The organism is Streptosporangium sp. NPDC002721, from assembly GCF_042888905.1.
Classification (GTDB): Bacteria; Actinomycetota; Actinomycetes; order Streptosporangiales; family Streptosporangiaceae; genus Streptosporangium.
In genome coordinates, this window is sequence record NZ_JBIAQI010000005.1 from 59,483 (window position 1) to 72,203 (window position 12,721).

Sequence of the window (12,721 nt, forward strand, 5' to 3'; positions counted from 1 at the left end):
TTATCTCATTGCCGAAAGGCAGCAAATCAATACCCTTCTGATAGAAGGCGAAAACCAGCTGACAATCCATGTGTTGTCACCTTGCGACCGCAATGCGTGACCCCGTGTTCGATGTGGAGGCTGCCATTACCCGCCGGGCGAGAACCCGGACAGGGCCATGTCGCGTCACCGGGGCCGGACTCGCGGTGTCGCGGGCCCCGGCCCGCATCGGCGCGGCCCCGGTGACCATCTCATCCCGCGTGGCCCGGGTGGACCGGATCATCGCTCTCGGCACCGCGTGATCTCCGGGGAGCCGGGAGAACTCAGGAGAACAGGGCCCGGCCCCAGTAGTCGCCCGCGTCGCGAACACCCGGCGGGCAGGCGAACAGGCCGCTGGAGACGTGCTTGATGTACTCGTTGAGGGAGTCCCTGCCCGCCAGGGACCTCTGCACGGTGACGAACTGCCGGTGGGGGTCGCGCTGGTAGGCGATGAAGAACAGCCCGGCGTCCAGGCGGCCCAGCCCGTCGGAGCCGTCGACGTAGTTGTAGCCGCGCCGCAGCAGGCGCGCGCCGCCGTTGTGGGAGGGATGCGCCAGCCGTACGTGCGCGTCGTCCTTGATCAGGGCCTCCCCGTCGGGGCCCCTGGCCTCGAAGTCGATCGCGTCGAACTCGGCCTTCCCGCCCAGCGGGGCCCCCTCCCCCTTGTCCCGGCCGAAGATCTGCTCCTGCTCGGCCAGCGGCGCCCGGTCCCACGTCTCGACCAGCATCCGGATCTTGCGGGTCACCAGGTAGCTGCCCCCGGTCATCCAGCCGGCGCCGTCGCCGGGTCCCACCCAGAGCTGTTCCCTCAGCAGCGCCACGTCCTCCAGCTTGAGGTTGGCGGTGCCGTCCTTGAAGCCCATCAGGTTGCGCGGCGTCGCCTGGGCGCGCGAGGTCGACGACGTACGGCCGAAGCCGAGCTGGGACCAGCGCACCGAGACGCGGCCGAAGCCGATGCGCGCGAGGTTGCGGATGGCGTGCACGGCCACCTGCGGGTCGTGCGCGCACGCCTGCACGCACAGGTCTCCGCCGGAGATCTCCGGCAGCAGCGCGTCGCCGGGCAGGTGCGGCAGGTCGGCGAGCGCGGCCGGCCTGCGGGAGGCCAGCCCGAACCGGTCGTCGAACAGTGACCCGCCGAAGCCGACGGTGAGCGTCAGGCCGGAGGCGGGCAGGCCGAGGGCCTCGCCGGTGTCGTCGGGCGGCGCCTCGGGCTGGCCGCCGACCGCGCCGAACACGCCCGCCTCGTGGCCCTGCGTCATCCGGGCCGCGGCGGCGGTCCACTCCTGCAGCAGCTCGGCCAGCTCCGCCTTCTTCTCGGTCGTCACGTCGAAGGAGACGAAGTGCAGCCGGTCCTGCGCCGGGGTGACGATGCCCGCCTGGTGCTCGCCGTAGAAGGGGACGGGGTCGGAGGCGGAGGCGACCCGGGCAGGGCCGGGGGCGGGAGTGGGGGCGGGCTCGCCGCCCGACCCGCGCACCGCGACGGCGCCCGCGCCGGCGGCCGCCACGCCCGCGGCGCCCATCCCGAACAGTTTCCTGCGGCTGATCCGCTCGCTCATCGAACCCCTCCCCTGCGGCTACGGCGGGCCGTCCGCTACCTGGCCACCACTGCGGCGATCTTGCTGATCGGCTCGGCGAGCGCGTTGATCGCGTCCGACAGCTTCCTGAGGTCGTCCTTGGACAGCTCGGTGTGCAGCTTCCAGCCGTCGCCCTTCCGATGGGCGCCGAGCGCGGCCTCGGCTCCGGCGAACTTCTCGTCCAGCGTCCTCACCAGTTCGGGGGCGCGCTCCTCCAGGACGGGCCGGAGCGCCTGCACCGCGGCCTTGGAACCCTGCAGGTTGGCGTCGAAGTCCCACAGGTCGGTGTGCGAGTAGCGGTCCTCCTCGCCGGTGATCTTTCCGGAGGCGACCTCGTCGAGCAGGCCCTTGGCCCCGTTGGCGAGCAGTACGGGCGACAGCTCGGCCGCGTTGGACTGCTCCACGACGGTCTTGATGTCGGCCATCAGCTTGTCGGCGATCGGCCCGTCCTCGCTGACGTCCTTGGCGACCCAGAGGTCCTTCTCGATCCTGTGGAAGCCGGTCCACTCCTCGCCCTCGGCCACGTCGTTCTCGCGGGCGTCGATGGCCGGGTCGAGGTCGCCGAAGATCTCCGCGACCGGCTCGATCCGCTCCCAGTAGGTGCGGGAGACGGGGAAGAGCTCCTTGGCCCTGCCGATGTCCTCGGCCTTGACCGCGTCGACGAACTCCTGCGTCTTGGTCAGCAGCGTGTCGCTCTGCGACTTGATGTAGCGCTTGTAGCCGGCGGTCGCCGCGGAGAGCTGGGCGTCGTCGCTGAGCGGCTTGTGCTCGCCGGTGACCCTGAGCGGGCCGCGGACGCCCTTGCCGATCATGCCGGGCTTGCAGGCGGTCTGGTAGCTGCCGGCCGGCAACTCCACGATCACCTCGCGGGTCAGGCCGGGCACGATGTTCTCCACCTCGCCCATGACCCGGTCACCGGCCGCGTAGACATAGAACTCGGTCACCTTGGTGCCGCCGTTGGTGATCGAGAACGTCGAGGTGCCCGCGGGCACCTCGGTGACGGCGACCTTGCACTCGGTGTCGGTGGCGGCCACCGCGACCGGGCCGCCATGGGCGTGGGCGGCGGGCGCTCCGGCTCCGGCGCCCGCACCGGCGGTGGAGGCGGTGGGCGCGGCGGAGCAGGCGGTGAGGCCGGCGAGAGCGAGAGCGCTCGCGGCGATGGCAACGGAAGTACGCATGGTCGTCCTGTTCAAGCGGTTTCAGCCCGCGGGCTGCGGGTCGGTCGAGGAGGTCTGGGGATTCCGGGACGCCGGGGGCACCGGGGAGGCCGCCGAATCGGTGGACGGGGCGGTGGGCGCGGCGGCCGGGCGGCTGCGACGTGGCCTCAGGAAGAGGGCGAGCGTCGGCACCGCGTAGGCGATCCACGCCACCGTCTCCAGCACGGTCGGCTGCGGGGTGATGTTGAACAGCCCGGCCAGCAGGGCGCCGTACCAGGAGTCGGCGGCCATCACGCCGCTGATGTCGAAGGCGTAGGCGGACAGGCCGGGCAGGACACCGGCCTCCTGCAGGTCGTGCACGCCGTACTTGAAGATGCCCGTGGCAACCAGGATCAGCAGCAGGCCCGTCCAGGTGAAGAACCTGGTCAGGTTGATCCGCATCGCGCTGCGGTAGATCGCCCAGCCCAGCGCGACCGCGGTGAGCAGGCCCAGGCTGATCCCGATCAGCGGGACGGCGGTGGTGGTGGCTCCCTGCACGGAGGCGAAGAACAGCAGCGCGGTCTCCAGGCCCTCGCGCGCCACGGCGAGGAAGGCCATCACGACCACCGCGGCCGCGCCGACCTCCAGGGCCTCGCTCAGCCTGGCGCGCAGCTCGCCGGAGAGGGTACGGGAGGCGCGGCGCATCCAGAAGATCATCCAGGTGACGAACGCGGTGGCGAGCAGCGAGGTGATCGCCTCGAACAGCTCCTGCTGCCGGTATTCCAGGCGGGCGACGGTGAAGGTGAGCAGCGCGCCGAACGCGACCGACAGGACGAGCGCGGCGCCGACCCCGGCCCACACGAGGGGCAGCCGGTCGCGCCGGTCACTCTTGACGAGGAGCGCGACGAGCACGGAGACGACGAGCGTGGCCTCCAGGCCCTCGCGCAATCCGATGAGGTAGCTGGCGAACACCGTCACTCCGTATATGGCAAGGCTTACCTAAATTGGGCAGAGCAACACTACTCTCCGCAAAGTGACGGACTTTCACAGGGGTAACACTCTGACCAGGAACGATGATCACGACGGGGTGGCCGGCTCACCCGTTTCCCGGGAGGCCGCGCCTCAAGGTTCCTGAGAATCCCTTCCCGGGGGGAGACGGACGGCACCGGCGGCCGGGTACCACGGCCGCGGCGGTCACGGCGGGACCCGCGGCGTCACACCCTCACAGCGAGACCCGCGGCCTCACGGCGGGACCCGCGGCGTCACACCCTCACAGCGGGACTCACGGCCTCACGGCGGGACCCACCGCGTCACGCCCCCGCAGCGGGACCTGCGGCGTCACGGCGAGACGTCGGCCCGCAGGGATCGCCAGATCCGTTCGGGAAGCAGCCGACACGCCTCGTCCAGGTCGATGCCGGGGGCACCGGCCAGCCATCGGCGGGCCGTCTCCGCGACCGGGCCGATGACCAGCATCTCCGTCAGCGCGTCCGGCAGTTCCACGACCAGCCCCGCCTCGGCGTACGGCCGTAGCCGGCCCAGGATCCCGGCCAGCCTGGGCTCCTTCTCCTTCGCCACCAGGGTGGCGTGCGGGGGGAGGAAGGCGGCGTAGGCGGAGGCGTGGACGAAGTGCGCGGCGGCCCTGTGCTCGCGGGTGAAGCCCAGGTATCCGGCGACCACGGCCTCGACCCCGGCGGCGGCCCGCGCCTCCGCGTCCTTCCCTGCCTTCGCCTCCGTACCCTTCCCCGCTTTCGCCTCCGTGCCGTCCCCGGTCCCCGTCCCCTCCCCCGGGGGCACCGCGTCCAGCGCGGCGATGACGGCGTCGAGCAGGCCGGACAGGCAGCGGGCGTAGAGTGCCGCCGCCAGCCCGTCGAAGCTGCCGAAGTGGTGGTAGAGGCTGCCGACGCTGACACCGCTCGTACCGGTCACCGCCGTCATGGTGAAGCCGTCGGCGCCCTCCCTCTCGTAGAGGTCCAGTGCCGCGGCCAGCAGCCGCTCCCTGGTCTCCTCGCCGCGCCGCTGCCTAGGCGACACCGGTCAGCTCCGCGGCCTGCGCCCACAGTCTCCCCGCCGTCGCCGGGTCGGCGGCCACCGGGGCGAGGGGCGTCTCGCGGTCGACGTCGAAGTAACGCCCGGTGCCGGTGCGGTCGAGCGCCAGCCGTACGACGGGGGCCGCGCCCTCCGCAGGTGGCTTCCACAGCAGCTTCGCGGCCTTCAGCAGCAGCCCCACCGGGCCGCCCCGGTCGCCGAGCCCGGTCCTGATCACCCCGGGGTGCACGGCGTCGATCGTGACCTCCCGCCGCCTCCAGCGTTCGGCCCACAGCGGCATCAGCGCCAGGTTGCAGAGCTTGGTGTCGGCGTAGGTGCGTACGGGAGAGAAGTCGGCGCCCGCCGGGGTGCGCGCGGGGTCGGCCCTGCCCTTGGTGTACAGGCCCGCGGTGACCTGGACGACCCGGTCCAGGCGGTCCTCCAGCAGATGGTTGAGCAGGAAGGGCGCCAGGTGGTTGACGGCGAAGGACTCCTCGAACCCGTCCTCGGTGAGCCGTCGCGCCGACGGCCAGATCCCGGCGTTGTGGACCAGCACGTCGAGCCGCGGGCAGGTTCCGGCCAGTGCCTCGGCGGCGGCCCGGACCCCCTTCAGGGTCGAGAGGTCACCGGTGACCAGCTCGGCGCCGAGCCGGGCGGCCTCGCGCGCCGCGGCGGGGTTCCTCGCCAGGAGGACCACCCGGTGGCCGCGGCGGGCGAACTCCTCGGCCGTGGCCAGGCCGATCCCGCGGTTGCCTCCGGTGATGACGGCGGTGACTCTCATCCCGGAAGCGTAACCGATTCTAGAGAGTCTCTCTAGAATGCTGGGCGACCGATCGGCGAGCGCGGCTCAGCGGCGGCCGGCGGCCGGCGGTCAGGCGGCGAGCATGGTGTGGAGGCCGAGGACGATACCGGCGGCCACGACCAGGAAGCAGAGCCCGGCTCCCGCACGACCGGCCAACCGCCCGCTGGACAGGCCGACCAGGGCCAGGGAGAAGACCGCGACCAGCCCGGCGCCCGCCAGCAGCGAGGCGAGCAGGACCTTCCACAGCGCGTCCAGATCGATGTAGCCGTTCACGCGGCGCGCCCCCTCGTCCTCGTGGCCGGGGCGAGCCGGCCGGTCCGGTCTGTGTACTCGTTCACGCGGCGTGCTCCCTCATCTTCGCGGCCGGGGCGAGCCGGCCGGTCCGGTCTGTGTACTCGTTCACGCGGCGTGCTCCCTCATCTTCGCGGCCGGGGCGAGCCGGCCGGTCCATTCGTCGTTGACGTTCGCGGCGTTGACCGGGCGGCGCCGCGAGGCCAGGTACAGCGCCCCCGACAGCGCCAGGGCGACGCCGAAGACGACGCCGACCCCCAGCGCGCCGCCGATCACGTTGGCGCCCGCCCAGGCCAGCGCGCCGACCACGGCGGCGGCCGGGAGGGTGATCAGCCACGCGGCCCCCATCCTGGCCGCGATGCTCCAGCGGACCTCGGCCAGGTGCTTGCCGACGCCGGAGCCGATCACCGAGCCCGCGCACACGTGCGTGGTCGACAGCGGGAAGCCGAAGTGCGAGGAGGCGAAGATGACGGCCGCCGAGGACCCCTCGGCCGCGAAACCCTGCGGGGTCTCGATCTCGGTCAGCCCCTTGCCGAGGGTACGGATCACCCGCCAGCCGCCCAGGTAGGTACCCAGCGCGATCGCGGTCGCGCTGGCCACGATCACCCAGGTCGGGGTTCCCTCGTCCTTGCCGACGGCACCGGCGGTGATCATCGCGAGGGTGATGATGCCCATCGTCTTCTGCGCGTCGTTGGTGCCGTGGGCCAGGGAGACCAGCGAGGCCGAGCCGATCTGGCCGTACCTGAACCCGCGGGCCCTGGTGCCGTCGGGGACGTTCCTGGTGATGACGTAGACCAGGTAGGTGCCGACGGTGGCGACCAGGATCGCCGCCAGCGGCGCCAGCACCGCCGGGATAAGCACCTTGGACACGATCTCCGCGCCCTTGACGGCCGAGGCGCCCGCCGCGATCAGGGTGGCCCCGACCACGCCGCCGATCAGCGCGTGCGAGGAACTGGAGGGGATGCCGAAGTACCAGGTCAGCAGGTTCCAGGCCAGCCCTCCGATCAGCCCGGCGAAGACGACCGTCAGGGTGATGGCCCCGGAGTCGACGATGCCGGTCGCGATGGTGGCCGCGACCTTCAGCGACAGGAACGCCCCCGCGAAGTTCAGGACCGCCGACAGCGCGACCGCGACCTTGGGCCGTAACGCACCCGTGGCGATCGAGGTCGCCATGGCGTTGGCGGTGTCGTGAAAGCCGTTGGTGAAGTCGAAGGACAACGCGGTGACGATCACGATGGCGAGCAACACGAAGTTCGCATCCATGCCCGCAGATATGACACCTCAGACGACATATATGCAGGTCGGAGAATTCCATACGGAGAATTCATCCTCCCGTCGAACGCGCGTCACCCGGACGACACGGATCGCGGGGGACCGCTTCCCGCCGCGCCGGGAGCCGCGGGCGACCGGCCCGGAACCGATCCTGCGAGATCGGTCAGAGGTATCCCCACTCGGCGCAGATCTCGCGCAGCTCCTCCGGGATCTCCTCCGGGGCGGGCAGCGGCCTGCCCGGCTGGACCCTGCCGGTCCTGATCTTGTCGCGCCAGTCCCCGATGCCCTTCACGAACTCCCCGTGCCCGTGGTCACCGTAGGTGACCATGCCGGGCTCGTAATCGACCCCGAGGTGGTCGCAGACCCGCCGCATCTCCTTCTCCGGGTCGGCGACGAGGTCCTCGTACGTCAGGGTGAGCCCGTCGAGCAGCTGTCTGGCCTCGGTGAGGTAGCGCATGTACTGCAGGGTGTGCCGGACCGCCTCGGCCCAGGGGCGCTCCAGCGGGGCGGCCTCGTGCCACGACAGCGCGATCGAGGCGGGGTGGCGCATCAGGAAGACGTAGCGCGCGTCGGGCCAGCAGGTCGCGAGGCGCCGGTGGGCGAAGACGTTGCTGGGCGTCTTGTCGACGATGATCTGCTTGCCGCTCCCGGCCAGCTCGCGGTGGAGCATGCGGTCCCACAGGATGTGCTCGATGTCGCCGGCGGAGAGGCCGAGCGTCTCCATCGCCTGGCGCAGCGGGTCGGTGGTCAGCGTGACCGCCAGGCGCCGCACGTGCAGCTCGTGCGGCGCGTGGATCCGGGAGTGGCTGTTCAGCATGACGCGCAGCAGGGTGGAGCCGGACCTCACCGGCGACAGCACGAACACCGGTTCGCGCAGCAGCCGGTCGACCTCCGGGTCGGCCGGGGGCCGGGGAACGTCCACGGGCGGCGGGGGTGGGGGCGGGGGCGGCGGGGGTGTGACCCTGCGCCGCACACGGGTGATGTTGTAGCCCGTCATCCCTTCGAGAGCCGTGTTGACTCTGGTCTTCCACGCCATGACCAGCACCGTAGGGAGCCAAGACGTCGGGAGGGTGAACGTGACCTGTGGGTTGGGGGTGCCGCGCCGTGCGACCGCCGTCACACGGCGCGACCTTCCCCGAGGTATGGGTCAGGTACGGAACGGGCCGGTCACGCAGTAGGTGATGCCCCCGGAGGAGGAACCGGAAGTGCCGCGCTGGGAGGAGAAGTACAGGCGGTTGCCCGCCGGGTTGAAGGCGGGGCCGGTGATCTCCGAGGATCCCTGGCCGCCGATGCGCAGGAAGGGGGAGATCGTGTCGTTCGCGGTGATCAGGCAGATCTCCATGTTGCCGCCGTCCTCGGCGACGTACAGGTCGCCGAAGGTCGAGCCGGTGACGTTGTCCACGCCGGTCAGCGGGGCGGTGCCGGGGCTGACGAGGCTGTCGTCGTAGGCGAGCTCGTAGGTTCCGGCCGCGACGTTGACCTGCCAGACCCGGTTGTCGCCCTTGGTGGTGAACCACACGGTGTCGTTCGCGTAGTAGCACCCCTCGCCGCCGTTGAAGGACTTCGCCCCGGAGACCTGGCTGCGGGTCGCGGTCGGGGAGCCGTCGGGGTCGGGGACGTTCGCCCAGGTGAAGGAGCCGCTGGTCGCGGAGCCCGCGCGCAGCACCTGCAGCGTGCCGGAGGACAGGTCGCCCCAGGTGGTGGGGACGAAGCGGTAGAACCGCCCGTCGCTCTCGTCCTCGGTGAGATAGACGACCTTGCGGACCGGGTCGGCCGCCGCCGCCTCGTGCTTGAAGCGGCCCATGGCCGGGCGCTGTGTCGCCGCGCCCCCGAAGGGGCGGGTCTCGTAGACGAAGCCGCGGTCGACCTCCTCACACGACAGCCAGGTGTTCCACGGCGTCGCGCCGCCCGCGCAGTTCTGCCGGGTGCCGGACAGGATCGAGGAGGCGGAGACCACGTTGCCGGAGGAGTCGAAGCGGATCGCCGAGGCGCCGCCGCCGGGGTTGATCTCCGAGTTGGACACGTAGATCCAGCCACCGCCGTCGGCGAAGCAGGCGCCGCCGTCGGGGGCGCTGTGCCAGGTGTAGGAGGTCCCGGGGACCACCTGGCCCGATCGGGCGATCACCCGGCTGGTGAACCCCGCCGGGAGCCGGATGCCGTTGGCGTCGGCGGCCAGCAGGGAGCCGTAGGGGCCGGGGGCGTTCTGGGCCGGGGCCGCGAGGGCGGCGTCCTGCCAGAGACTTCCGGTGAGGGCCAGGGTGCTCGTACCGAGCACCGAGGCACGAAGGAATGTGCGGCGTTCCATCGACGAACCTCCAAGACGAGGATCAGCAGAACCACTTCCCTGAGCGCCCCCCACGGTAGGAGCGCCGGTGAACAGCCGCCGGTTAATACGGTTAACGGCGTATGGCTCATATGTGCTGATTACGGCTTGGTGGGGGGAGGCATCCCTTATGTCTTATATCAGGTGACATCCCGGTGGAAATGACCGGCGGGAAAAGTGAAAATTCGGGATTGAAGCGGTGGTGGCTCGTTCCGGTCGGCGAAGCCCCGGCATCACCGCGCCCGGCGGGGAGGCCCTTCCAGGGAAAGCCACACGGCTCCGCCGGGGGGGGCGGGCGGTGGCGACGCCCGCACCCCCTCGCAGTCTCACGCGGGCGCGGGCCTCTCGATCTGGGCCGGCGGCCTCCCCGAAGGCTTGGGGATGCGGGTCGTGCCGGAGGGCCGGTCTCCCCTGCTGCGCGCGAGCGCGGTGGGATAGCAGTCGTAGTAGCAGTAGTAGCGGTCGCAGTAGCGCAGGAAACAGATCCAGCGGGCCTCCGTCGTCCGCTCGCAGACGGCTCCCGGAGCCGCCTGGGGCGGCGTGGCCCGGGCGGCGGTCGCGGGAGCGGCGAGCAGACCGGCACCGGCCAGGACCGCCCCGGCCAGGACGGCGGCGGCATCTCGGATGAAGGTGTTCATGGTTCTCCTTGGTCACGTACGGAATATGACAAGGAATAACGTATTCATCCGGATACACAGAGTCACGCAGCCGATCGGCACGTGTCGGGTGTCTTCCGCCGTACCGGTGCGGGCCGTCCGGGGACGGGGGTCCCGGACGGCCCGCCGGTCACATCTCCGCTACCTGTCCGCCGCCTGGGGGATCGACGCCGAGCGCCGGGCGATGGAGCGGACGATCTCACCGGTGCGGACGGCCGTCATGGACAGCAGCGACGAGGCGATCCCGTGGCTGTCCTCGGTGGCGCCCTGGAGGTAGACGCCCCAGTTCTGCCCGGGGTCGACGGAGACCCGGTAGTCGCGTTCCACCCGCAGCTCGCCCGCCTCGCCCGTGCGGCAGTGCTTGCGCGCCTCGCCGAGCAGGTCGAGGGGGTTGCGCTCGCGGTAGCCGGTCGCGCAGACGACCGCGTCGGCCTCGATCGTGCTCACCTCTCCCGTGGGCAGGAAGCACGTCCTGACCCGGGCGGTGTCGCCGTCGTCGTGCACGTCGAGCAGGCGGGAGGCGTTCAGCATGCGCAGCCGCTGGACACCCGCGACCTTCTCGGCGTACGAGCGCCGGTAGAGCTCGTCGATGAGGTCGAGATCCACCACCGAGTAGTTGGTGTTGCGGGAGTACGCGAACAGCATGCGCTTCACGTCCTCGGGGGCGGTGAAGAAGTGGTCGACGGCCTCCGGGTCGAAGATGCGGTTGGCGAAGGGGCTGTCGTCGGCCGGCGAGTAGCCGTACCGGGTGAAGACCGCGCAGACCTCCGCGGAGGGGTAGGTGCGGTGCAGGTGCTCGACGGTCTCGGCCGCGCTCTGCCCGGCGCCGACCACGACGAACCGCCGGGGCTCGCGCTCGCCGAGCGTTTCGAGCCGGGCGAGCAGGTCCTCGGTGTGCCAGACCCGCTCGCCCGGCCGCACGCCGTCGGGGAGCACGGGGTCGAGGCCGACCGCGATCACGAGGTTGCGGGTCAGGCAGGTGTGCAGCTCGTCGCCGTGCTGCACGACGACCTCGAGGGTGTCGTCGTCGTGCGGGCGCACCGCGACGACCTCGGAGTCGTAGCGCACCAGCTCGGTGAAGGAGGAGGCGACCCACTCCAGGTAGTCGTGGAACTCCAGCCTGGTGGGGAACATGGTCTTGTGGTTGATGAAGTCGATCAGCCTCCCCTTCTCCTGCAGGTAGGACAGGAAGGAGTAGGGGCTGGCGGGGTTGCGCAGGGTGACCAGGTCCTTGAGGAAGTGGACCTGCATGGTGGCGCCCTCGATGAGCATGTTGCGGTGCCAGCCGAACCTCGGTTGCCTCTCGAAGAAGACCGCGTTCACACCGGCGCCGTACTCCTCCTCCAGGGCCACCGCGAGCGCGAGGTTGGAAGGGCCGAAACCGATGCCCACGACGTCATAGACCGGGCTCGACATGTTCGCCTCTCACGTACTGAAGGGATGGTCCCCCCGCGGCCGGGCGGCGGCGGGGGGCAGCATAGGACCGCATACAACAGGGTGGGACGGATGGGGTCAGGCCCCGCCGACGGCCTTCGCGGCCTTGGCGACCTGGGGCACGACCTGGTCGATCACGTACGGGACCGCGAGCGGCGTGGGCGTGCGCAGCGGCCAGAACGCCTTGAGGTCCAGCGGCACGTAGGAGCCGCGCCTGACCACGTCGAGACCGGCGAACAGCTTGTTGGCCTCGATCTTCTTCTGGGTGGCGGCGTCGTCGTTGTAGTGGCTGAGCAGCAGGTCGACGTCGAGGACCTTGACCTTCTCCATGCTCAGCTCGGCCGCGAAGCCCTCGCCGGGAAGCGCCTTGATCTCCTCGGGCAGCGCGAGCCCGAACTGGCTGAAGAGCTTGACGCTGATGTCGGTGTCGGCCTTCATCACGCCGATGTTCCCGGAGGGGAAGACGCTGGTCAGCGCGAACTTCTTACCGTCGAGCTCGGGGTAGGTGGTCTTGACCGAGGCGATCTTCGCCTCGACGTCGGCGACGAGCTTCTCCCCCTCCTCCGCCTTGCCGACCGCCTTGGCGACCTGGCGGGCCACCACCTGCCAGGAGTCCTCGGCGGGGCCGGTCTCGTAGGCGGTGGTCGGCGCGAGCTGGGAGAGGTTGGCGTACTCCTTGTCGATGTAGTAGTCGCCGCCCGCGAGGATGAGGTCGGGCTTGAGCGCGGCGATCTGCTCCAGCGAGAAGCCGGCCTCCCCGGCCTTGAGCAGCGTCGGCTTGGCGCCGGAGATCTTGGGGGCGGTCCAGGGGGTGAGCCCGTCGTCCTGGATGCCGGTCAGCTCCGCCATCGCGACCGGCTGCACGCCCAGGGCGAGCAGGGTGTCCTGGTCGACCTCGCCGAGGGCGACGATGCGCTGGGGCGCGGATTCGATCGTGGCGGTGCCGAGCTTGTGCGTGATGGTGACCGGGAATCCGGCGGCGGCCTGGGAGGCGGGAGCGGCCTGGGAGGCGGGGGCGCTCGCGGCGGGCTGTCCGGCCCCGCCGCTCTCACCGGCGCACGCGCCCACCAGACCGAGGCCCAGCAGCAGCGTTCCGGTCGCGGCCAGGCGGCGCATCGTGTCGCGCATGAGTATGGATGTCCTTCCGAAGCCCGGGGAGGGCTCGCAGTTTTAGGTTAGGCTCACCTAAC

At 71.0% G+C, this 12,721-nt stretch carries 12 protein-coding genes; all 12 read right to left on the reverse strand.

Translation table 11 applies throughout. From position 1 onward, the window contains the following. Positions 1-302: 302 nt before the first annotated feature. The 12 genes from efeB to ACFYWM_RS08115 all read right to left on the reverse strand — a co-directional run bounded on the left by efeB (position 303) and on the right by ACFYWM_RS08115 (position 12,659). The gene (gene efeB, locus ACFYWM_RS08060; protein ID WP_389910414.1) at positions 303-1,574 is read right to left on the reverse strand and encodes an iron uptake transporter deferrochelatase/peroxidase subunit; all 1,272 of its coding nucleotides are present in this window, start codon (positions 1,572-1,574) and stop codon (positions 303-305) included. A 35-nt stretch (positions 1,575-1,609) separates the two neighbouring features. Beyond that, positions 1,610-2,770 (reverse strand): iron uptake system protein EfeO, encoded by a 1,161-nt coding sequence (efeO, locus tag ACFYWM_RS08065; protein ID WP_389910417.1) that lies wholly within the window; start codon positions 2,768-2,770, stop codon positions 1,610-1,612. A gap of 21 nt (positions 2,771-2,791) precedes the next feature. Next, a complete protein-coding gene (gene efeU / locus ACFYWM_RS08070) occupies positions 2,792-3,700 on the reverse strand; it encodes an iron uptake transporter permease EfeU (protein ID WP_389910420.1) in 909 nt (302 codons plus the stop codon). Between the two features lie 366 nt (positions 3,701-4,066). Next, entirely contained in the window at positions 4,067-4,759 is a 693-nt protein-coding gene (locus ACFYWM_RS08075) for a TetR/AcrR family transcriptional regulator (RefSeq protein ID WP_389910423.1), read from the reverse strand. Then, on the reverse strand, positions 4,749-5,534 hold the full coding sequence (locus ACFYWM_RS08080) for an SDR family NAD(P)-dependent oxidoreductase (RefSeq protein WP_389910427.1): 786 nt from the start codon (positions 5,532-5,534) through the stop codon (positions 4,749-4,751). Before ACFYWM_RS08080 ends, ACFYWM_RS08075 begins: the two co-directional genes overlap by 11 nt. A gap of 90 nt (positions 5,535-5,624) precedes the next feature. Continuing rightward, positions 5,625-5,828, reverse strand: coding sequence for a hypothetical protein (locus ACFYWM_RS08085; protein ID WP_389910431.1), 204 nt, complete (start codon positions 5,826-5,828; stop codon positions 5,625-5,627). Between the two features lie 126 nt (positions 5,829-5,954). Beyond that, positions 5,955-7,109 carry an anion permease gene (locus tag ACFYWM_RS08090; RefSeq protein WP_389910434.1) on the reverse strand — a complete coding sequence of 385 codons (1,155 nt, stop codon included), beginning with the start codon at positions 7,107-7,109 and terminating at the stop codon, positions 5,955-5,957. Positions 7,110-7,281: 172 nt separating this feature from the next. Next, on the reverse strand, positions 7,282-8,154 hold the full coding sequence (locus ACFYWM_RS08095) for a sulfotransferase family protein (RefSeq protein WP_389910436.1): 873 nt from the start codon (positions 8,152-8,154) through the stop codon (positions 7,282-7,284). 111 nt (positions 8,155-8,265) lie between these two features. Beyond that, complete coding sequence (locus ACFYWM_RS08100; RefSeq protein ID WP_389910439.1) at positions 8,266-9,423, reverse strand: alkaline phosphatase PhoX; 1,158 nt, start codon at positions 9,421-9,423, stop codon at positions 8,266-8,268. Positions 9,424-9,767: 344 nt separating this feature from the next. Continuing rightward, positions 9,768-10,079, reverse strand: a complete 312-nt coding sequence (locus ACFYWM_RS08105; protein WP_389910443.1) for a hypothetical protein — start codon at positions 10,077-10,079, stop codon at positions 9,768-9,770. 159 nt (positions 10,080-10,238) lie between these two features. Then, positions 10,239-11,513, reverse strand: coding sequence for a lysine N(6)-hydroxylase/L-ornithine N(5)-oxygenase family protein (locus ACFYWM_RS08110; RefSeq protein WP_389910446.1), 1,275 nt, complete (start codon positions 11,511-11,513; stop codon positions 10,239-10,241). Positions 11,514-11,609: 96 nt separating this feature from the next. Next, entirely contained in the window at positions 11,610-12,659 is a 1,050-nt protein-coding gene (locus ACFYWM_RS08115; RefSeq protein WP_389910449.1) for an iron-siderophore ABC transporter substrate-binding protein, read from the reverse strand. Positions 12,660-12,721 lie beyond the last annotated feature (62 nt).